Consider the following 20,243-nt stretch of genomic DNA (forward strand, 5'->3'; position numbering starts at 1 on the left):
CAGTCCTGCGAAGGCGGGTCACCCCTCTGGGGTGGCCCGCCTTCCGCTTGCCGCGGTGGTGTGCGGACCGACGCCGGCCACGAGCGCAGCACCGAGGTCGGCGAGGTCGTCGACGTCCGTGCGCACGCTCGTCGCCGTCGACCCGATCTCGACCGCGCCCGCCCGCTCGTGCGCGGCCGCGGAGTCGAAGCCGAAGGACGGGGCGAACCCATCGGGAGCGGCGGCGTACACCGTCGTCCCGATCCCGGCCCGGTCGCGCACGAAGGCCGTACGGCCTGCTGACACCTGGGTGGTCGCCTCGACCAGGACGGCCGCGAGCTCGTCGGGGCGCAGGCCCGGAAGGTCCGCGCAGAGCGCGACGGGGACGGTGCCCGGCCACCGGCGGGCGACCTCGGCGGCGGCCTGCACGAGCGTCTCGTTGAGGTCCTCGCTGACGCCGTCGGGCATCACCTCGACGCCGTCGCCGCGAAGTGCGCTGGCGAGGCGGGAGTCGTCGGTGACGACCAGCACCGCCTCCACGCCCGCGGTCGCGGCCGCCGCCGCGACCGTGTCGAGCGCGAACGCCTCGGCCAGCTCGCGGCGCTGCTCGTCGGTCATGCCGACGAGCCTCGACTTGCCGAGCGCAGGCGGCTTGACGGGTACGACGACCACGCAGGTCGGTCGCGTCGTGACAGGGGTCTCGGGGCGGTCATGTGGTGCGGACATCACCGCAGATCCTCCCATCCGACGCCAGCGCGGCGGTGCCGGTCCACGGCCCGTCCGACCGAGTAGCCTGCTCGCGACATCGGCTCGCAGCACGACGGAGGAAGGTGGCGCGTGCGCGTCAGGAAGCTGGAGCAGGACCGCGGCTGGGCGATGACCGTCGCCGCGACGATCCTCAAGCCCACGCTGCTCGCCGCGACGTCCCGCACCTGGATCGACGGTGAGAAGATCCCCGCCACCGGCGGCTGCATCGTCGCGATCAACCACATCTCCCACATCGACCCGCTGCTGTCCGCGCACTTCGTCTACGACCACGGTCGGCTGCCGCGCTACCTCGCGAAGTCCGGCCTGTTCTCCAACAAGGCGCTCGGCGGCTTCCTGACCTCGGCCGGCCAGATCCCTGTCGAGCGGCTGAGCCGCAACGCCATCGGTGCCTACGACGCGGCCGTCCGCGCGATCGGTGAGGGGGAGTGCATCGTGATCTACCCCGAGGGCACGCTGACCCGCGATCCCGACCTGTGGCCGATGAAGGGCAAGACCGGTGCGGCACGGATCGCGCTGGCCACCGGCTGCCCGGTGATCCCGGTCGGGCAGTGGGGCGCGCAGGAGGTCCTGCCGCCCTACACGAAGAGGCCGCACCTCCTTCCGCGCAAGAACATCGTGATGAAGGCCGGTGACCCGGTGCGGCTCGACGACCTGGCCGCGCAGCCGGCGAGCGCGGAGGCGACCACCGAGGCGACGGACCGCATCATGGCCGCCATCACCGCGATCGTCGCCGACCTGCGAGGCTCGACCGCGCCAGCCGTGAGGTACGACCCGCGCGCCACCGGCGTACGAGAGATCGGGAACCCTGCCGAGGACCCGCACCCCCGTTCGAGGAACCCGAGGAACCCGAGGAAGAGGCCAGGCCGATGAGCGAGACGAAGAAGAAGGTCGCGGTGTTCAGCGCCGGGTCGTGGGGCACTGCCTTCTCCCTGGTCCTGGCCGACGCGGGCAACGACGTGACCCTGTGGGCCCGACGCGACGACGTCGTCGAGGCGATCAACGAGCGCCGCGAGAACACCGACTACCTGCCCGGCATCGAGCTGCCGCCGTCGATCAGCGCGTCCACCGATCCCGAGCAGGTCGCCGCCGACGCCGACGTCGTCGTGCTCACGGTGCCGTCGCAGAGCCTGCGCGAGAACCTCACCGCGTGGGCGCCGATCATCCCCGAGAAGGCCACGATGGTCTCGCTGATGAAGGGCGTCGAGCTCGGCACGCTGATGCGGATGAGTGAGGTGATCCAGGAGGTCACCGATGCCGCGGCGCAGCGGATCGCCGTGATCAGCGGACCCAACCTCGCCCGCGAGATCGCCCGCCGCGAGCCGGCCGCGTCCGTCGTGGCGTGCCTCGACGAGGACCGCGCCAAGGAGCTCCAGGCGATCACGCACGGCCCGTCCTTCCGGCCCTACACGTCGGTCGACGTCCTCGGCTGCGAGATCGGCGGTGCCTACAAGAACGTCGTCGGCCTCGCCGTCGGCATGGCCGTGGGCCTCGGCTTCGGCGACAACACCACCGCGTCCGTCATCACCCGCGGCCTAGCCGAGACCGCGCGACTCGCCACCGCGCAGGGCGCCAACCCGCTGACGCTCATGGGCCTCGCCGGGCTCGGCGACCTCGTCGCCACCTGCTCCTCGCCGCTCTCGCGCAACCGCACCTTCGGCGAGCGGCTCGGCCAGGGGATGACGACCGAGGAGATCTACGCCTCGACCAGCCAGGTCGCCGAGGGCGCCAAGTCCTGCAAGTCGCTGCTCGCGCTCGCCGAGCGCACCGGCATCGACGCCCCCATCGCCGCTGCCGTCGATGCTGTCGTCGACGGCAGGATGACCGCCCTCGACATGATGAACTCCTTCATCGCGCGCGACACCAAGGCCGAGACGGACTGAGCTCTCGGAGCGTCATGAGAAGCGGGGGTTCGAACCCGCGATTCTCATGACGTCCGGCGGTTGGCGCACCTCAGCCGACGCAGCCGTCCAGCGCGGCGCGGAGGTCGTCCCAGAGGTCTTCGACGTCCTCGATGCCGACCGAGAGCCGGACCAGGCCGTCGGGGATCGTCGCGGCCTCGGCCTTCCAGCGGCGGCGCCGCTCGAGGGTCGACTCGACGCCGCCGAGCGAGGTCGCGTGCACCCAGAGGCGGGTCTTGCGGCTGAGCAGGTCCGCGGCCATCTCACCCTGGGCGAGCACGATGCTCACGATGCCACCGAAGCCGGGGTAGCGGACCTCGGACAGCGCGGCGTGCTCACCGAGTCGGCGTACGAGCTCCTGGGCGTTGGCCTGCGCGCGCTCCACGCGCAGGTGCAGGGTGCGGAGGCCGCGCAGCGTCAGCCACGCCTCGAACGGGCCGGGGATCGCGCCGACGAGGTCGCGCCGGCCCTTGATGACGGTCCACAGCTCGTCGTCGCGCGTCACGATCGCGCCCATCTGCACGTCGGAGTGACCGGCGAGGTACTTCGTCGCGGAGTGCACGACGAGGTCGACGCCGTCCTCGAGCGGCCGCTGGAGCAGGGGAGTGGCGAAGGTGTTGTCGACGACGACGTAGGCACCGGCCTCGTGGGCGGCCGCCGTGATCGTCGGGATGTCGGCGATCTCGAGGGCCGGGTTGGTGGGCGACTCGAGCCAGACCAGCGAGGCGTCGGCGCAGGCGGCCACCACAGCCTCGGTGTCGGTGATGTCGACGAGGTGGGCCTTCAACCGGCCGCGCGCCTCGAGGTCGGCGAGCTGCATGATCGTGCCGGTGTAGGCGTGCTTCGGCACGACGACGGTGCCGTCGGCGCCGACGAGGTCGAGCACCGTCGCGACGGCGGCGAGGCCGGAGGCGAACGTCAGGCAGCGTCCGCCCTCCAGCGCGCCGAGGGCGTCCTCGAGGGCGGTCCAGGTCGGGTTGCCGTAGCGGCCGTACTCCACGTCCCCGCCGGCGACGTAGGTCGCCGCCATCGTGATCGGGGTGTTGAGCGGCGCGTCCGGCGTGCGGTCGGGGCGACCGGCCGTGACAGCGATCGTGCCGGGCCTGAGCGGGGAGCCGGAAGACGAGTGCGAAGCCATGCGCGCCAGCGTAGGTGGATAGGGTCGAGCCGATGAACGAGACCACCCCGCACGAGACCCGCAAGCCCCGCGTCGCTGTCGTCTTCGGCGGCCGCTCGTCCGAGCACGGCATCTCCTGCGTCACCGCGGGCAGCGTGCTCGCGGCGATCGACCGGGAGGCGTACGACGTCGTGCCGGTGGGCATCGCGACCGATGGCCGCTGGGTGCTGGAGGTCGACGAGCCCGCGCGGCTCGCGATCCGCGGCAACGACCTGCCGGAGGTCGACGCCGCGGGCTCGACGGTCGCGCTGATGGGTGCGGCCAGCGGCACCGAGCTCGTCGTCACCGACGCGACCAGCGTCCCGTCGGTCATCGGCGAGGTCGACGTGGTCTTCCCCTTGCTGCACGGTCCGTGGGGCGAGGACGGCACCCTGCAGGGGATGCTCGAGATGGCCGGCGTCCGCTACGTCGGCTCGGGAGTGCTGGCCTCCGCGATCGGGATGGACAAGGCCTACATGAAGGTCGTCCTCCAGGCAGCGGGACTTCCCGTGACGCCCGGCATCACGGTCACCCGCACGGAGTGGGAGCAGGACCCGGTCGGCGTACGCGTGCGGGTCGAGGAGCTCGGCTTCCCGTCGTTCGCCAAGCCGGCGCGTGCCGGGTCGAGCATGGGCATCAGCAAGGTGCACGACGCGGGCGAGGTCGTGGACGCGCTCGAGGAGGCCTTCCGGCACGACCCGAAGGTGCTCGTCGAGCAGTCGATGGAGGGTGCGCGCGAGGTCGAGTGCGGCGTGCTCGGCACCCTCGAGGGTCCGCCCGAGACGTCGCGGCCCGGTGAGGTCCGCACCGGCGGCGACCACGAGTTCTACGACTTCGAGGCCAAGTACCTCGCCGACCAGCACACCGAGATCGACATCCCGGCCGACCTCGACGCGGAGACCGAGCAGTCCCTGCGGGCGATGGCGGTGCGCGCGTTCGACGCGCTGTCGTGCGAGGGCCTGGCCCGCGTCGACTTCTTCGTGATGCCCGACGGCTCGCTCGTGATCAACGAGCTCAACACGATGCCGGGCTTCACCCCGACGTCGATGTACCCCCAGCTCTGGGCCGCGTCCGGCCTCGCCTACCCCGAGCTGGTCGACCGGCTCGTCCAGCTCGCGCTGCGTCGCGACACCGGCCTGCGCTGACTTCTCAGAGGCAGGGGCGTCCGTCGGCCAGGTGCTCCTTCATCGCCGGAGCGAGGTCGGCCAGGGCCCGGTCGATGCCGTCGGTGCGGTAGCGCGACGGCACCAGCACCTCGACGTACGGCGTCCTGCTGAGCGCGACGGCGTGCGCGTCCTCGGACAGGTCGTCGAGCTCGTCGTCGGGCACCCACCAGCCGACCCCCTTGATGTCGCTGCACTCCGCGGTCGGCTCGTAGTCCGACGGCTCGGGCACGCCGCAGGTGAGGACGTACGCCGGATCGCCCCAGGCCGCGCCGGGACCGCCGTCCGCGTCGACCGAGCGGCGCAGCTCGCCGCCGATGGTGTCGGGGAGGTCGTCGACCAGTGCCTCGCAGGTCGCGCGGTCGGAGTCGGAGAGGTCGTGGTCGTCGATCGAGATGGTGCCGGGGGAGCAGGAGGTCAGGACCAGGACGGCCGCGGACGCGACGACGCCCCGGCCCCATCGGGGGCCGAGGCGTCGGCGTACGTGCACGTGTGTCTTCAGAAGACGGCCGGGTGGCTCAGATGTGGACGACCGGGCAGGTCAACGTGCGGGTGATGCCGTCGAGGTTCTGGACCTTCGACACCACGAGCTTGCCCAGCTCGTCGACGTTCTTCGCCTCCGCGCGGACGATCACGTCGTAGGGACCGGTGACGTCCTCAGCGAGGGTGACGCCGCTGACCTGCGCAATGGCCTTGGCCACGTCTGCGGCCTTGCCGACGTCGGTCTGGATCAGGATGTAGGCCTGGACGACCATCGTGGACTCCTCGGTCTCGTTCATCGGGTGTGACCGGGCCAACCTACCGCGCCACGCGGGCGGGCCGACAGGGGCCGGGTGACTGTGCTCACGCCCCGGGTCTGGTGGGATGGGCGCATGGCTGACGACCCCCGCGCGACCCTCGACGGAACCCTCGGCGACGCGGGTGAGTTCGGCCTGATCTCGGAGCTCGTGAAGCTCTTCGAGGGCGCCTCGGGAGGCGACGAGCACGTCCTGGTGGGGCCCGGCGACGACGCCGCGGTGCTGCGGATCAAGCACGGCCACGTCGTCGTCTCCACGGACCTGATGGTCGAGGGCCGCCACTTCCGCCGCGACTGGGCGAGCGCGTCCGACGTGGGGCACCGCGCGGCCGCGCAGAACCTCTCCGACATCAACGCGATGGGCGGCACCGCCCGCCACCTGACGATCGGCCTCGCCGCGCCCGCCGACCTGCCCGTGGAGTGGGCACTCGACTTCGCCCTCGGCTTCGCCGAGGAGTGCGCCACGGTCGGCGCGAGCGTCGTCGGGGGCGACATCACCCGCGCCGACGAGATCGTCATCGCGGTGACCGTGATCGGCCAGTGCACCCAGGCGCCGGTGCTCCGCTCGGGCGCCGAGGTCGGCGACGTCCTCGCGCTGGTGGGCCGACAGGGCTGGGCGGCCGGGGGACTGGCGGTCCTCGGCCGTGGCTTCCGCTCGCCCCGGGCACTCGTCGAGGCCTACCGCCGCCCCGAGCCGCCGTACGCCGCCGGGCGGGAAGCGGCCGAGTCCGGAGCGACCTCGCTCATCGACGTCTCCGACGGCCTCCTCGCCGAGGCCCGCCACCTCGCGGAGGCGAGCGGTGTCGCGATCGACGTACGCCGTGACGCGTTCGAGGTGCCCGAGCCGCTCACCGCCGTCGGTGCCGCGCTGGGTGCCGACCCGATCCAGTTCATCCTCGGTGGCGGCGACGACCACGCGCTGCTGGCGACCTTCCCCGACGTGGCGTCCGTGCCCGCCGGGTGGCAGGTGATCGGCGAGGTGCGCGAGGGCTCGGGCGTGACGGTCGACGGGCTGGAGTACGACGGCCCGACCGGCTGGACCCACTTCTGACCTGCGCTGGCCCGTGAGTCTCCCAGAGACTCAACACGGACTGGGTGGGCGAGTCCGACACCTGGAGGCCGTCGCAACCGCCTCCATGTGTCAGAGTCCCCGCACGTGCGGGGACTCATGCAGATGAAGCCCGCACACACGACGAGACCCCCGCCGCAGTGCGACGGGGGTCTCGACGAATGTCTGGGTCAGGTCAGCGGGAGACCTTGCCGGCCTTGAGGCAGCCGGTGCAGACGTTGAGGCGCTTGGGCGTGCCGTTCACGGTCGCCCGGACGCGCTGGATGTTGGGGTTGAAGCGACGCTTCGTGATCTTGCGCGACCAGGGACGGTTGTTTCCGAAGCCCGGCTTCTTGGCGCAGATGTCGCAGACGGCAGCCACCGTGCACTCCGATCCGTTCGAGGTTGATAGAGGTTCGAGAGCCTGCACACCGCCAGGTGGCAGCAACAGGCAACCGCAGAAGAGTAGCCGAGGACCGGCGCGGGGATGAAATCGCAGCACGGTCAGACCTAGCCACTACCCTGTGGCGCGCGACACAGACCACCACGACCACCCCACCACTGCCCGACTCGATGGAGAGCGCACCGACTCGATGGAGCCAGTCACCCACGGGATCACCCTGGACGCGGTTGCCCGGTTCGTCGACATCGCGACCGACGCCCTGTCGGAGGCGCGCGAGGAGATCGACGCCCTCAACGTCTACCCCGTGCCCGACGGCGACACCGGCACCAACATGTTCCTCACCGTGTCCGCGGCCCGTGACGAGCTGCGCGCGGCCCGCGCCGCCGACCCCGACCTGGGGCTCGAGGAGGGGATGGCGCTCCTCGCCCGCGCCGCGCTGATGGGTGCGCGCGGCAACTCCGGGGTGATCCTCAGCCAGATGCTCCGGGCCTACGTCACCCACCTCGCCGGTGCCGACGGCGGGCAGCCCCGCGCGAAGACCATCGCCGCCGCCATGTCGTCGGCCACCGACGCCAGCTATGCCGCCGTCGGTACGCCGGTCGAGGGCACGATCCTCACGGTCGCCCGGGCCGCCTCCGACGCGGCGCTCGCGAGCGCGGAGGGCAGTAACGCCCGAGCCCGCGACGTGTTCACCGCCGCCGCGTCGGCCGCCCGCACGGCGCTGTCCAGGACCCCCGAGCAGCTCGACGTGCTCGCGCAGGCGGGTGTCGTCGACGCCGGCGGACGCGGCCTCACCGTCGTCCTCGACGCGGTGGAGACCACGGCGACCGGCCGGCGACCGATGCCCTACACCGCTCCGATCGGCACCCACCACATCCGGGTCTCCACGCCGGTCCCCGGCGAGGACCTCACCGAGGACGGTCCGGGCTACGAGGTGATGTACCTCCTCGACGTCGCCCCCGAGCACGAGGACGACGCGATCGGCGTGCTGCGCGAGGAGCTCGCGGCGCTGGGCGACAGCCTCGTCGTCGTCGGTGGCGACGGGCTCTGGAACGTCCACGTCCACGTCGACGACGTCGGCGCCGCGATCGAGTCGGGCATCGCCGCCGGGCGCCCCTACCGGATCCGGGTCACGCACTTCGCCGAGCAGGTCGCGGGGCACCGGCAGAAGGTCTCGACGCGCACCGGCCGCAAGGTCGTCGCCGTCGCCGCCGGGCCGGGCCTCACCGAGCTCTTCGAGTCGGCCGGCGCCGTCGTCGTGGTCGGTGGCCCCGGCCAGCGGCCCTCGACCGGGCAGCTCCTCGAGGCGATCACGGGCTGCGGCGCGGCCGAGGTGGTCGTGCTCCCCAACGACGCCGACACGGTGCGTGCGGCCGAGATCGCAGCCCGTACGGCCGAGGCCGAGCACGCGGTCTCCGTCGAGGTGATCCCCACCCAGGCCCAGGTGCAGGGCCTCGCCGCCATCTCGGTGCACGAGCCCGGCCGCAGCTTCGACGCCGACGTCCGCGAGATGACCGCGACCGCACGGCACGCGCGCCACGGCGCGGTGACGGTGGCCGCACGCCAGGCCATCACGATGGCCGGGCCGTGCGAGCCGGGCGACGCGCTCGGGGTCATCGCCGGTGACTTCGCCGTGGTCGGCAGCGACCTCGACGTGGTCGCGATCGACGTGGTCGAGCGGCTCCTCGCGGGCGGTGGTGAGCTCGTCACCATCGTGTCCGGCGAGGACGGCGTCGAGCTCGCCGCGCGGCTCGCGGCACATGTCGAGGACCACCACCCGACCGTCGACGTCGCCGTCCACGACGGCGGCCAGCCGCGCTACCCGCTGCTGGTCAGCGTCGAGTAGCCGGTAGTCGATCCATGGCCGCCATCACGCCGGACAGCCCGATCGGGGCGGTGTTCGGCTCCCACCACAAGAAGCGCAAGCTCGCCGAGGAGGGCCTCGGCCTCCGGACAGTCGGCGACCTGCTGCGCCACTTCCCGCGCCGCTACATCGCCGCGACCGAGCTGTCCGAGGTCCCGACGCCCGTCGTCGGCGAGCAGCTGACGATCGTCGGCGAGGTCAGGTCCTGCGAGAGCGCGTCCTTCTTCAGCGGCAACCGCCGCCAGTTCCGTACGACGGTCCGGCTGAGGACCGACGGCCCCGACTTCTCCGTGACGCTGTTCAGCCCCTACCAGAGCCTGGCCGACAAGCACGAGGCCGAGTTCCGGCCGGGCCGCCGGGCGGTCTTCACCGGCAAGGCCAAGCAGTTCCGCGGCAACTGGCAGCTCGAGCAGCCCCACGGGTTCGCGCTCGACGGTGCCGAGGCGGCCACGATGAGCAAGCTGATGCCGGTCTACCCGCTGACCGCCAAGCTCTACTCCTGGGACCTCCAGAAGGTCATCACCGCGGCCCTCGACCTCGTTGCCGACGTGCCCGACGTCTTCACCCCCGAGCTCCGCAAGGAGCTCGAGCTGCTCGACGTCATGCAGGCGCTGCGCTGGATCCACGCGCCCGACGAGTGGAGCCAGCTCGGCGCCGCGCAGAAGCGCTTCCGCTTCGAGGAGGCGCTGGTCCTCCAGCTCGTGCTCGCCCGCCGGCGCGCCGTCCATCGCGAGCAGGGCGCGCACGCCCGGCCGGGACGTCCCGACGGGATCCTCGCCGCCTTCGACGCGCGGCTGCCGTTCGAGCTCACCGCCGGGCAGCGCGAGATCGGTGGGCTCGTCGCCGACGAGCTCGCTCAGGACCACCCGATGAACCGGTTGCTCCAGGGTGAGGTCGGCTCCGGCAAGACGCTCGTCGCGCTGCGCGCGATGCTCCAGGTCGTCGACAGCGGGGGACAGGCCGCGCTCCTCGCGCCCACCGAGGTCCTCGCCCAGCAGCACCACCGCTCGATCAGCGCGATGCTCGGCGACCTCGCGCAGGGCGGCATGCTCGGCGGCGCCGCCGACGCGACCAGCGTCGTCCTCCTCACCGGCTCCATGGGCAGGGCGGCCCGTCAGGAGGCGATGCTCAGGATCGTCACCGGCGAGGCCGGGATCATCATCGGCACCCACGCCCTGCTCGAGGACAAGGTCCAGATGGCCGACCTCGGCCTCGTGGTCGTCGACGAGCAGCACCGCTTCGGCGTCGAGCAGCGCGCAGCGCTCACCGACAAGGCCGGCAGCCCGCCGCACGTGCTGGTGATGACCGCGACGCCCATCCCGCGCACCGTGGCGATGACGGTGTTCGGCGACCTCGAGACCTCCGTGCTGGCCGAGCTGCCCGCCGGCCGCGCGCCGATCCAGACCAACGTCGTCCCGCTCGCCGACCAGCCCACGTGGATCGACCGGGCCTGGCAGCGCGTGCGCGAGGAGGTCGAGAAGGGCCACCAGGTCTACGTCGTGTGCCCGCGGATCTCGGGCGACGCCCAGGAGGACGGCGAGACCGACCAGCTCGACCTCGACGACGAGGGCAACGAGGTCGCGCCCAGGCGGGCGCTGGCGGCGGTCGAGGACGTCCACGCCGAGCTCGCCGCGGGACCGCTCCAGGGCCTGCGCACCGCAGTGCTGCACGGCCGGCTCGCGCCCGAGGCCAAGGACGCGACGATGCGGTCGTTCGCCGCCGGCGAGATCGACGTGCTCATCTCGACGACCGTCATCGAGGTGGGCGTCGACGTCCACAACGCGACGATGATGGTGCTCCTCGACGCCGACCGGTTCGGCGTCTCCCAGCTCCACCAGCTCCGCGGCCGGGTGGGTCGTGGCGGGCTGCCGGGCCTGTGCCTGCTGGTGTCCCACGCCGAGGTCGGGTCGCCGGCCCGTGACCGCCTCGACGCCGTGGCCTCGACGACAGACGGGTTCGAGCTGAGCCGCGTCGACCTCGAGCAGCGCCGCGAGGGCGACGTCCTCGGGGCCAGTCAGTCAGGTTTTCGTTCAGGTCTCGTCACTCTTCGCGTACTCCGGGACGAGAAGACCATCATGCGTGCCCGCGAAGCCGCAGAGGCGTTACTCTCCGGTGACCCCGGGCTCACCCGGGCGCCCGACCTCGCCGCCGCGGTGGCCGAGGTCGAACGCTCGGCAGCCTCGGGGTTCTTGGAGAAGGGCTGAACACGGGGAATGACTCGCATCATCGGGGGAACGGCTGGCGGTCGGCGTCTGGAGACGCCGCGCGGCCAGTCGACGCGACCCACCAGCGACCGGGTGCGCGAGGCGCTCTTCTCGGCGATCGAGGCGCGCACCGGCTCCCTCGACGGCCTCCGCTTCCTCGACCTCTACGCCGGGTCGGGCGCCGTCGGCCTCGAGGCCCGCTCCCGCGGCGCGGGGGTGGTCACGCTCGTCGAGCAGGACCGGCGTACGGCCGCCCTCATCACCCGCAACGCCGCCGCGCTCGGGTTCTCCCGCGCCCGCGTCATCTCCGCCTCGGTCGCGACCGTCCTCCAGTCGCCGCCCGCTGCGCCCTACGACCTGGTCTTCTCCGACCCGCCCTACCCGACCCCCGACGAGGACGTCGACGCCGACCTCGCTGCGCTCGTCGCTCAGGGCTGGCTCGTCCCGGGTGCCCTCGTCGTCGTCGAACGGGCGACCAAGCGCACCCAGCTGACCTGGCCCGAGGGGATCGTCGAGGACCGCACGAAGCGCTACGGCGAGACCACGCTTTGGTACGGTCACGCCACCCCCGCCCCCTGATGGAGACCTGAAGGAGTGCCGTGCGCCGCGCTGTCTGCCCCGGGTCCTTCGACCCGGTGACCAATGGCCACCTCGACATCGTCTCCCGGGCCGCCCGGCTCTTCGACGAGGTCGTGGTCGCCATCGGCACCAACATGTCCAAGAGCCGACTCTTCACGCCCGACGAGCGCATCGCGATGCTCGAGGAGGCCACCGCCGGGATCGCCAACGTGCGCGTCGCGGGGTTCGAGGGCCTGATCGTCGACTTCTGCCGCGAGATCGACGCCGTCGCGATCGTCAAGGGGCTGCGCGGGTCCGGCGACTACGAGTACGAGCTGCCGATGGCCCAGATGAACTCGCACCTCACCGACGTCGAGACCGTCTTCCTCCCCGGCGCCGTCGGCAACGCGTTCGTGTCCTCCAGCCTGATCAAGGAGGTCGCGGCGCTCGGCGGCGACGTACGCGGGCTGGTCCCCGACGCCGTCCACGACCAGCTCGTGCGGCGGCTCGCCGAGCGCCGCGCTTGACCGTCGCGTCCGCGCCCCACCCGTCACCCGTTTTGCCCCGTCACACGGCGACGGATACGATTCTCCGGTTGTGTCTGTGTCCAGAAACAGGAGTTCGTCTTGACCAGCCTGGACCCGAGGGCGCCGCTCGTGCTTGACACCCGCGAGCTCGGCCGCCGCCCGGGGTCCCAGCGTGAAGTCGAGCTCACGGTTCCGGCTCCGGCACAGCTTGGTATCGAAGTCCTCAGTGTCCCCGAGGGTGCGCCGGTCGAGCTCGACCTGCGCCTCGAGGCGGTCATGGAGGGAGTGCTGCTCACGGGCACGGCCACGGCCGATCTCGCGGGGGAGTGCGTACGCTGCCTGCAGCCCATCGTGGACGAGGTCCACGTGGACCTGCAGGAGCTCTACGTCTACCCCGACCAGCACGACAAGGCCGCTGAGCACGACGACAGCGACCTCGACGATGAGACCAGCCGGCTCGAGGACGACCTGCTCGACCTCGAGCCCCTGCTGCGGGACGCGGTGGTGCTCGCACTGCCGTTCCAGCCGCTGTGCATGGACGATTGCCCGGGATTGTGCACCGAGTGTGGTGCGCGGCTCGCGGACGACCCGGACCACGCGCACGACGCGCCGATCGACCCGCGCTGGGCAGGGCTCCAGCAGCTCACGCAGGACCAGCAGGACTGAGACCCAGCCCGACCCAGACCGACCACTCGCCCGGGGCACCCCGGACGATGCACGCCAACTGATTCACAGGAGACCACCATGGCTGTTCCGAAGCGGAAGATGTCGCGCAGCAACACGCGTCACCGCCGTTCGCAGTGGAAGGCCGTCGCGCCCTCCCTCGCGACGTGTGCCAACCCCGCCTGCGGCGCCAAGCACCTCCCGCACCGTGCGTGCGGCCAGTGCGGCCAGTACGGCGCCAAGGCCGACCGTCGCCAGGTCCTCTGACCACCGACGAGCTCCGCGCAGCGCTCGGTGATCCGGTCCTGGATCCCGAGCTGCTGCAGCGTGCCCTGACGCACCGCTCGTTCGCCTACGAGAACGGGCAGATCCCGACCAACGAGCGCCTGGAGTTCCTGGGCGACTCGGTGCTCGGGATCGTGGTGACCGAGACGCTCTACCTCGCCCACCCGGACTACTCCGAGGGCCGGCTGGCCAAGCTGCGCGCCGCCGTGGTCAACGCCCGCGCGCTGGCCGACGTGGCCCGCGAGATCGAGCTCGGCCAGCACATCAAGCTCGGCCGCGGTGAGGAGACCACCGGCGGTCGCGATAAGGCCTCGATCCTCTCCGACACCGTCGAGGCGGTGATCGGCGCGATCCACCTCAGCGGCGGCATGGACGAGGCCGCCAAGGTCATCCACCGGCTGTTCGACCCGGTGATGGAGGCCGCGGCCGGCATGGGCGCGGGCCTCGACTGGAAGACCTCCCTGCAGGAGCTCTCCGCGGCCCTCGGCCTGGGCGTGCCGGAGTACCTCATCGAGGACGACGGCCCCGACCACATGAAGACCTTCGTCGCGCGTGTCCGCGTCGGCGAGCTCGTCCTCGGCAACGGCAACGGCCGTTCGAAGAAGGAGGCCGAGCAGGGCGCCGCCGAGACGGCCTACAGCGAGATCCGGGCCTCCCACCCGGCGCCCGACGCCACTCCCGTCGACTGATCCGGCTGAGCCGTGCCCGAGCTCCCGGAGGTCGAGGTCGTCCGCGCCGGCCTCGAGCGCCACGTCGTCGGCAGCACCATCGCGTCCGTCGAGGTGCTGCACCCCCGGCCCGTACGCCGTGACGTCCGCGGTCCGTCCGGCTTCGCCGCCGCCCTGGTCGGGCGCCGCATCGAGGCCGTCCGCCGGCGCGGCAAGTACTTCTGGTTGGCCCTCGCCCCCCTCGACGACCAGCAGGGCGGGGACGCCCTGCTCGGCCACCTCGGCATGAGCGGCCAGATGCTGCTCCACGAGCGCTCGTCGAGCGCCCCCGACGAGCGGCACCTGCGGGTCCGCTTCCTGCTGACCACCCCCGACGGGCGATCCCTCGAGATGCGCTTCGTCGACCAGCGGATGTTCGGCGGCCTCGCCGTCTCCGAGGGTGGCGCCGAGCTCCCGTCCGAGATCGCCCACATCGCCCGCGACCCGATCGACCCGGAGTTCGACGACGACGAGTTCGTCCGCCGCGCGCGCCGTCGTACGTCTGCGATCAAGCGGCTGCTGCTCGACCAGGGACTCATCTCCGGCGTCGGCAACATCTACGCCGACGAGGCGCTCTGGCGGGCCAGGCTGCACGGCGAGCGCCCCGGCGACCGGCTCACCGGTCCGGTGCTGCGCGAGCTGCTCGGCCACGTGCGCGCCGTCATGGGGGAGGCGCTCGCGCAGGGCGGCACGTCGTTCGACGCGCTCTACGTCAACGTCAACGGCGAGTCCGGCTACTTCGACCGCTCGCTCGACGCCTACGGCCAGGAGGGTCGGCCGTGCCGCCGCTGCGGCACCCCGATCCGCCGGGTCGCCTTCATGAACCGCTCGTCGTTCTTCTGCCCGCGCTGCCAGCGGCCGCCCCACCGGAGGCGTTGACCGGACGGCACCGCGGTGGGACTCTTGGAGACGGCCGGTTCGCCGGCCGGAAGTCACCGGCAAGATCGATCGTCCCGAGAGGCTCCCCATGGCCAAGGCGCTGTTGGGTCATGTGAACAGCGACGTGCGCACCACCGCCGTCCTCACCGTCGAGAACCGCCGGCTGCGGCGTCGGGTCGAGGACCTCGAGGCGCTGGTCCTGCGACTCCAGGCCGACAACGACCGGCTCGCGGCCGCCGACCGGGACGCCCGCGAGGCAGCTCGCGTGGCCGAGGACCTGCAGCTCGCCTGATACCCACCTGCGCCGCGGGCATCCGCGGACGTAGGCTCCGGTGCTCGTGACCAGACTTGTCGAGACCGTCTTCCCGGCGCGCCTCGGCACGGGGTTCCGCTGGCTGATCGGCTCGTCCTGGGTGACCAACCTCGGCGACGGTGTGCTCATCGCAGCCGGCCCGCTCCTCATCGCCTCGCAGACCCGCAACCCGGTCCTCGTCTCCTCGGCGATGATCGCGCTGCAGACGCCGTGGCTGGTCTTCGGCCTCTTCGCCGGTGCCATTGCGGACCGGCTCGACCGCCGTCGCGTGATCATGGCCGCCAACCTGGTGCGCGGACTCGTGCTCGCGATGCTGTGCGGCGTGATCGCGAGCGGTCACGTCAACATCGCGATCGTCCTGGCGGCGATGGTGGCGCTCGGCACGGCCGAGGTCTTCGTCGACGCGACGGCCGGGACGCTGACGCCCATGCTCGTCGACAAGGACGACCTGGGCCTGGCCAACTCGCGCCTGATGGCGGGGATGATCACCGGCAACCAGCTGGTCGGGCCGGCGCTCGGAGCGCTGCTGTTCTCCGTGGGGATGGTCTTCCCGTTCTCGGTCACCGTGCTCTGCATCGTGGTCGGCGTGCTGCTGGTCTCGCGGATCGGCACGCCCCCCGGCGGGGTCCGCGAGCAGGTGGACACGCACGTCCGGCAGGACATCGCCGACGGGCTGCGCTGGCTGGTGGGCAACCCGCCGGTGCGCACGCTCGCGATCATCATCGTGGTCTTCAACGTCACCTGGGCCGCGCCGTGGTCGGTCCTGGTGCTCTGGGCCCTCGAGCGCGTGGGGATCGACGAGGCCGGGTTCGGACTGCTCACCACGGCGTCCGCGCTGGGCAGCCTGCTGGGCACGTTCTCGTACTCGCGGCTGGAGAAGCGCGTTCCGCTCGCCACGCTGATGCGGGCCGTGCTGCTGTGCGAGGTGCTCTTCCACCTCGCCATGGCACTCACCACGTCCGCCTGGGCGGCGTACCCGCTCATGTTCTTCTTCGGGGCGTACGCCTTCGTGTGGGGCACGCTCTCGTGGACCGTCCGGCAACGGGCGGTGCCCACGGAGCTGCAGGGCCGCGTCGGCTCGGTCTACATGATCTGCGTGATGGGCGGCATGCTCATCGGGTCCGTCCTCGGCGGGGTCATCGCGCGGGTGGGCGGCCTGACCGCGCCGTGGTGGTTCGCGTTCGTCGGGTCCGGCGTGACGCTGGCGCTGGTCTGGCGGTCGCTCGAGCAGATCGCCCACGCCGACGAGACGACCACTGCCGACGCCTGACCTCTCGGGCCGCTCGGGCGCCGGATGGTTCGATGGGTGGATGGACTCCCTCGCCGAGCTCGTCGACACCCTGCCGGCCGGAGTGGTCGCGACCGACCCGGCCACGCTCGAGAACTACCGCTACGACTGGTCGCGCGACACCGGCGCCGGCACACCCGTCGCGGTCGTGCGGGCCGAGGACGCGAGCCAGGTGCAGGCTGCGGTGCGGTGGGCAGCGGCGTACGGCATCCCGGTGGTGCCGCGCGGTGCCGGATCGGGCCTCTCGGGCGGGGCGAGCGCCGTCGACGGCGGCATCGTGCTGAGCCTCGAACGGATGCGCGCCATCGAGATCGACACCGACTGCCAGGTGGCCGTGGTCGAGCCCGGTGCCTTCAACGCCGAGGTGAAGGCGGCCTCGAAGGAGCACGGCCTCTGGTACCCGCCCGACCCGTCGTCCTTCGAGATCTGCTCGATCGGCGGCAATGTGGCCACCAACGCCGGCGGCCTGTGCTGCGTGAAGTACGGCGTGACGACCGACTACGTCCTCGGCCTGGACGTGGTCCTCGCCGACGGGACGCTGATCACGCTCGGCGGCAAGCGCATCAAGGACGTGGCCGGGCTCTCGCTGGTCAAGCTGTTCGTGGGGTCCGAGGGGACGCTCGGCATCGTCACCCGCGCGATCCTCCGGCTGGTGCCGCAGCCCCTGCCGCCGGCGACGCTGGTGGCGTCCTTCGAGTCCGTGGTGGCCGCCGCGGAGGCCGTCGTCGCCGTACGCCGCACGCTGCGGCCGTCGATGATGGAGCTGATGGACCGCGCCACGATCAACGCGGTCGAGGACTTCGCGCCGCGCGGGCTCGACCGCACCGCCGGCGCCTTGCTGGTCGTGCAGTCCGATGCGCCGGGCGAGGCGAGGGCCGCGGAGATCGCCGTGGTCGAGGCCGCGTGCGAGGCAGCGGGCGCCACCGAGGTCGCGGTGACCGACGACCCGGAGGAGGGCGAGATGTTCGTCGCCGCCCGTCGGGCCGCCTTCCCCGCGGTCGAGGCGCGCGGCGCCCTGCTCCTCGAGGACGTCGGCGCTGCGGTGCCGGTGCTGCCCGACCTGCTCGCAGCGGTGGAGGAGATCGCGCGCGTCCACGACGTCGAGATCCCGACCGTCGCCCATGCTGGCGACGGCAACACCCACCCGATCATCGTCTACACCCCGGGCGACGCCGACTCCGAGCGGCGGGCCCGGGCGGCCTTCGACGACATCCTCCGGGCGGCGATCCGGCTCGGCGGGACGATCACCGGCGAGCACGGCGTCGGGCGGACCAAGAAGGCCGCGCTGCCCGACCAGCTCGGTGAGGACGTGATGGCGCTGACCCGGCGGATCAAGGACGCCCTCGACCCGGCCGGCATCCTCAACCCGGGGGCGGTGCTCTGACCCGCGCCGCAGGACGTCATACCGACGGAGCAGACGGTCGCCCCATCCGTATGACGTCCCGGGTGGCTCGACACCGATCAGCGGTTGGCTAGGTTCGGACGCATGATCCGCGAGCGCCACCTCTTCGGTCCCGGTCCCTCCAACCCCTACCCGGAGGCGACCCGGGCACTGGCCGAGCCACTGCTCGGTCACCTCGACCCGGAGTTCCTCCGGATCATGGACGAGACCTGCGACATGCTCCGCACGGTCTGGGGCACCGACAACTCCCGCACGCTGCCGCTGAGCGCCACCGGCTCGGCAGGCATGGAGGCGGCCTTCGTCAACACGGTCCACCCCGGTGACGTCGTGGTCGTCGCGGTCAACGGGCTCTTCGGCCAGCGGATGACCGACGTCGCCGCCCGCTGCGGCGCCGAGGTCGTCGCGGTCGAGCACGAGTGGGGCCAGCCCGTCGACGTCGAGCGCGTCCTGGCCGCCCACGACTCGCCGGCGATCATCGCCGCGGTCCACGCCGAGACCTCGACCGGCGTCCGCTCCGACATCGCCGCGCTCGGTGCCGGCAAGGGCGATGCCCTGCTGGTCACCGACGCCGTCACCTCCATCGCCGGCATCGAGCTGCGCGCCGACGACTGGGGCATCGACGTCGGCTACGCCGGCACCCAGAAGTGCCTCGGCGTCGCGCCCGGCCTTGCGCCCTTCACGATCAACGACCGCGCCTTCGAGCGGCGCGTCGAGAAGCCGCGCTCGTGGTACCTCGACCTCGGCATGCTCGGCGGCTACGTCGGTGAGGCGGCCAGCAAGGGCGGCCAGCGGACCTACCACCACACGGCACCCACCGCGATGGTCGCGAGCCTCCACGCCGGCCTCACCCGGATCCTCGACGAGGGCCTCGACGCCGTGTGGGCGCGCCACCAGGCCGCCGGTGACGCGCTGCAGGCCGGCCTCGAGGAGATGGGTCTCGAGCTCTTCGCTGCTGAGGGCAGCCGGCTCCCCGAGCTGACCACCGTCAAGGTGCCCGAGGGCGTCGACTCGGCCGCGGTGCGACGCGAGCTGCTGGAGACCTACGGCCTCGAGATCGGCGCGGGCGCCGGGGCGTACGCCGCCACGGTGTGGCGCATCGGGCTGATGGGCCGCAATGCCCGTCCCGATGCGGTACTGCTCGTCCTGTCCGCGCTGAAGGACGTGCTCGGACGTGGCTGAGCTGTCACTGCGGCCGATGTCGCAGGAGGAGTACGTCGTGTGGCGTGAGCGCTCGGAGCGCGGCTACGCCGCGGACATCGCGGTCTCGCGGGACCTCGACCCGGCCGCCGCCGAGGCAGCCTCGCGCGGGGAGTTCGCCGAGCTGCTCCCCGACGGTCTCACCAGCCCGGGCATGCACCTGTTCACCGCCGTCGTCGGCGACGAGACGGTCGGCATCGGCTGGTTCGAGCTGCGCCAGCGCGCGTCCGGGACCTCGGCCTGGATCTACGACATCCGCCTCGACGGCGACCGACGCGGGCAGGGTCTGGGGCGCGCCCTGCTCGAGGCGCTCCACGACGCCGCGCGGGACCTCGGCGCGACGACGATGACGCTCAACGTCTTCGGTGACAACCCGACCGCGATCCGGCTCTACGAGACCTCCGGCTACACCGTCACCGCGCAGCAGATGAAGCGCACCCTCTGACTCAGCCCAGACGAGCGACCGCGGCGTCCCCCAGCGCGAGGACCTGCGACCGCGGCGGCCGGATGTCGGTGAAGCTGACGTCGAGCACCGTCACGGTCCGCCCGACGCGTACGGCGAGCACGCGACGCCAGTCGGCGAGACCGCGCTGCAGCCAGCAGATCAGCATTCCCGCCGACTCGTCGCCCACCCGCGGCGGCAGCCACGCCCGGTTCTTGAGGAGGACGTCGCCGCCCTCCCCGTCGTCGGTGGCGACGTTGCCGACGCAGTGCTTGCTGAAGAACCGGTAGCGCTGGACCAGTGCGCCAGCCTCGGCCACCGTGCGGAACCGGACGACGTTCTGGTCGATGAGCGACACCGACCGTCGCCGTACGCCAGGGGAGACGCTGCCGAAGATCCGGCTGCTGCCGCGCACCGCCTGGCCCTGGTCCTCGCAGCGGCGGGGCGCGAAGACGGGGGAGCGCTGCGTGATGCGGCTCGGCTCGCGCATGTCGGGGTAGACCGCCACGTAGTCGGACACCGTGAGCAGGTGGTCCCGCGTGACCGGCGCGGGCGCGGCCGACGCAGGCGCCGGGACGAGGAGGCCGGCGAGGAGGACCGTGACGAGGGCGCTGAGGGCGGCCGGCGGCGAGGCGGGTGACGAGGGGGTGCGGCGCATGCTCCAGCATGGCGGCGGGGCACGCCCACGCGCAACGCCTCCACC

At 72.2% G+C, this 20,243-nt stretch carries 23 protein-coding genes; 17 read left to right on the forward strand and 6 right to left on the reverse strand.

All coding sequences use genetic code 11. From position 1 onward, the window contains the following. Nucleotides 1-18: 18 nt before the first annotated feature. Nucleotides 19-705, reverse strand: a complete 687-nt coding sequence (cofC, locus tag JI751_RS06805) for a 2-phospho-L-lactate guanylyltransferase (protein WP_201935043.1) — start codon at nucleotides 703-705, stop codon at nucleotides 19-21. A gap of 111 nt (nucleotides 706-816) precedes the next feature. Here cofC and JI751_RS06810 point away from each other — a divergent pair, with 111 nt between their 5' ends. Both JI751_RS06810 and JI751_RS06815 read left to right on the forward strand, forming a co-directional pair. Further along, complete coding sequence (locus tag JI751_RS06810) at nucleotides 817-1,617, forward strand: lysophospholipid acyltransferase family protein (RefSeq protein WP_307813927.1); 801 nt, start codon at nucleotides 817-819, stop codon at nucleotides 1,615-1,617. Next, nucleotides 1,614-2,627 carry an NAD(P)H-dependent glycerol-3-phosphate dehydrogenase gene (locus JI751_RS06815; RefSeq protein WP_201935045.1) on the forward strand — a complete coding sequence of 338 codons (1,014 nt, stop codon included), beginning with the start codon at nucleotides 1,614-1,616 and terminating at the stop codon, nucleotides 2,625-2,627. Before JI751_RS06810 ends, JI751_RS06815 begins: the two co-directional genes overlap by 4 nt. A 70-nt stretch (nucleotides 2,628-2,697) precedes the next feature. Here the strand turns inward: JI751_RS06815 and JI751_RS06820 are convergent, their stop codons facing one another. Further along, nucleotides 2,698-3,783, reverse strand: coding sequence for a trans-sulfuration enzyme family protein (locus JI751_RS06820; RefSeq protein WP_201935047.1), 1,086 nt, complete (start codon nucleotides 3,781-3,783; stop codon nucleotides 2,698-2,700). A 32-nt stretch (nucleotides 3,784-3,815) separates the two neighbouring features. Between JI751_RS06820 and JI751_RS06825 the strand changes: the two genes are divergently transcribed. Continuing rightward, nucleotides 3,816-4,946: a D-alanine--D-alanine ligase family protein gene (locus tag JI751_RS06825; protein ID WP_201935049.1), complete on the forward strand. Its 1,131-nt coding sequence runs from the start codon at nucleotides 3,816-3,818 to the stop codon at nucleotides 4,944-4,946. Nucleotides 4,947-4,950: 4 nt separating this feature from the next. Here the strand turns inward: JI751_RS06825 and JI751_RS06830 are convergent, their stop codons facing one another. Both JI751_RS06830 and JI751_RS06835 read right to left on the reverse strand, forming a co-directional pair. Next, nucleotides 4,951-5,454 (reverse strand): DUF3515 domain-containing protein, encoded by a 504-nt coding sequence (locus JI751_RS06830; protein WP_201935051.1) that lies wholly within the window; start codon nucleotides 5,452-5,454, stop codon nucleotides 4,951-4,953. Nucleotides 5,455-5,482: 28 nt separating this feature from the next. Next, nucleotides 5,483-5,719 carry an Lrp/AsnC family transcriptional regulator gene (locus tag JI751_RS06835; protein ID WP_129473722.1) on the reverse strand — a complete coding sequence of 79 codons (237 nt, stop codon included), beginning with the start codon at nucleotides 5,717-5,719 and terminating at the stop codon, nucleotides 5,483-5,485. 117 nt (nucleotides 5,720-5,836) lie between these two features. On the opposite strand from JI751_RS06835, the gene JI751_RS06840 reads away from it, so the two are divergent. Further along, a complete protein-coding gene (locus JI751_RS06840; RefSeq protein ID WP_201935053.1) occupies nucleotides 5,837-6,811 on the forward strand; it encodes a thiamine-phosphate kinase in 975 nt (324 codons plus the stop codon). Between the two features lie 193 nt (nucleotides 6,812-7,004). Here JI751_RS06840 and rpmB read toward each other — a convergent pair whose 3' ends face one another. Continuing rightward, the gene (gene rpmB, locus JI751_RS06845) at nucleotides 7,005-7,190 is read right to left on the reverse strand and encodes a 50S ribosomal protein L28 (RefSeq protein WP_056602600.1); all 186 of its coding nucleotides are present in this window, start codon (nucleotides 7,188-7,190) and stop codon (nucleotides 7,005-7,007) included. A 211-nt stretch (nucleotides 7,191-7,401) separates the two neighbouring features. On the opposite strand from rpmB, the gene JI751_RS06850 reads away from it, so the two are divergent. From JI751_RS06850 to JI751_RS06910, 13 genes are all read left to right on the forward strand, one after another. Next, nucleotides 7,402-9,057 (forward strand): DAK2 domain-containing protein, encoded by a 1,656-nt coding sequence (locus tag JI751_RS06850; RefSeq protein ID WP_201935055.1) that lies wholly within the window; start codon nucleotides 7,402-7,404, stop codon nucleotides 9,055-9,057. A 14-nt stretch (nucleotides 9,058-9,071) separates the two neighbouring features. Beyond that, on the forward strand, nucleotides 9,072-11,279 hold the full coding sequence (locus tag JI751_RS06855; RefSeq protein ID WP_201935058.1) for an ATP-dependent DNA helicase RecG: 2,208 nt from the start codon (nucleotides 9,072-9,074) through the stop codon (nucleotides 11,277-11,279). Nucleotides 11,280-11,288: 9 nt separating this feature from the next. Beyond that, entirely contained in the window at nucleotides 11,289-11,858 is a 570-nt protein-coding gene (gene rsmD / locus JI751_RS06860; protein ID WP_201935060.1) for a 16S rRNA (guanine(966)-N(2))-methyltransferase RsmD, read from the forward strand. A gap of 20 nt (nucleotides 11,859-11,878) precedes the next feature. After that, nucleotides 11,879-12,364 (forward strand): pantetheine-phosphate adenylyltransferase, encoded by a 486-nt coding sequence (gene coaD / locus JI751_RS06865; protein ID WP_201935062.1) that lies wholly within the window; start codon nucleotides 11,879-11,881, stop codon nucleotides 12,362-12,364. A 99-nt stretch (nucleotides 12,365-12,463) separates the two neighbouring features. Beyond that, nucleotides 12,464-13,030, forward strand: a complete 567-nt coding sequence (locus JI751_RS06870) for a YceD family protein (RefSeq protein WP_201935063.1) — start codon at nucleotides 12,464-12,466, stop codon at nucleotides 13,028-13,030. A 78-nt stretch (nucleotides 13,031-13,108) separates the two neighbouring features. After that, nucleotides 13,109-13,294 (forward strand): 50S ribosomal protein L32, encoded by a 186-nt coding sequence (gene rpmF / locus JI751_RS06875; RefSeq protein ID WP_091196235.1) that lies wholly within the window; start codon nucleotides 13,109-13,111, stop codon nucleotides 13,292-13,294. Further along, complete coding sequence (gene rnc / locus JI751_RS06880; protein ID WP_201935064.1) at nucleotides 13,249-14,001, forward strand: ribonuclease III; 753 nt, start codon at nucleotides 13,249-13,251, stop codon at nucleotides 13,999-14,001. The genes rpmF and rnc overlap by 46 nt, the downstream gene beginning before the upstream one ends. Before the next feature lie 12 nt (nucleotides 14,002-14,013). Beyond that, a complete protein-coding gene (gene mutM / locus JI751_RS06885; protein WP_201935065.1) occupies nucleotides 14,014-14,898 on the forward strand; it encodes a bifunctional DNA-formamidopyrimidine glycosylase/DNA-(apurinic or apyrimidinic site) lyase in 885 nt (294 codons plus the stop codon). A gap of 124 nt (nucleotides 14,899-15,022) precedes the next feature. After that, nucleotides 15,023-15,190 (forward strand): hypothetical protein, encoded by a 168-nt coding sequence (locus tag JI751_RS06890; RefSeq protein WP_307813932.1) that lies wholly within the window; start codon nucleotides 15,023-15,025, stop codon nucleotides 15,188-15,190. A gap of 46 nt (nucleotides 15,191-15,236) precedes the next feature. Continuing rightward, entirely contained in the window at nucleotides 15,237-16,481 is a 1,245-nt protein-coding gene (locus tag JI751_RS06895) for an MFS transporter (RefSeq protein WP_201935067.1), read from the forward strand. 40 nt (nucleotides 16,482-16,521) lie between these two features. Further along, the gene (locus JI751_RS06900; protein ID WP_201935068.1) at nucleotides 16,522-17,883 is read left to right on the forward strand and encodes an FAD-binding oxidoreductase; all 1,362 of its coding nucleotides are present in this window, start codon (nucleotides 16,522-16,524) and stop codon (nucleotides 17,881-17,883) included. A gap of 102 nt (nucleotides 17,884-17,985) precedes the next feature. Further along, nucleotides 17,986-19,080 carry a pyridoxal-phosphate-dependent aminotransferase family protein gene (locus JI751_RS06905; protein ID WP_201935070.1) on the forward strand — a complete coding sequence of 365 codons (1,095 nt, stop codon included), beginning with the start codon at nucleotides 17,986-17,988 and terminating at the stop codon, nucleotides 19,078-19,080. Continuing rightward, nucleotides 19,073-19,543: a GNAT family N-acetyltransferase gene (locus JI751_RS06910; RefSeq protein WP_201935072.1), complete on the forward strand. Its 471-nt coding sequence runs from the start codon at nucleotides 19,073-19,075 to the stop codon at nucleotides 19,541-19,543. The genes JI751_RS06905 and JI751_RS06910 overlap by 8 nt, the downstream gene beginning before the upstream one ends. A 1-nt stretch (nucleotide 19,544) precedes the next feature. Here the strand turns inward: JI751_RS06910 and JI751_RS06915 are convergent, their stop codons facing one another. Further along, on the reverse strand, nucleotides 19,545-20,198 hold the full coding sequence (locus JI751_RS06915; protein WP_201935073.1) for a hypothetical protein: 654 nt from the start codon (nucleotides 20,196-20,198) through the stop codon (nucleotides 19,545-19,547). Between the last annotated feature and the right edge of the window lie 45 nt (nucleotides 20,199-20,243).

The organism is Nocardioides baculatus (assembly GCF_016735675.1).
Taxonomy (GTDB): domain Bacteria; phylum Actinomycetota; class Actinomycetes; order Propionibacteriales; family Nocardioidaceae; genus Nocardioides; species Nocardioides baculatus.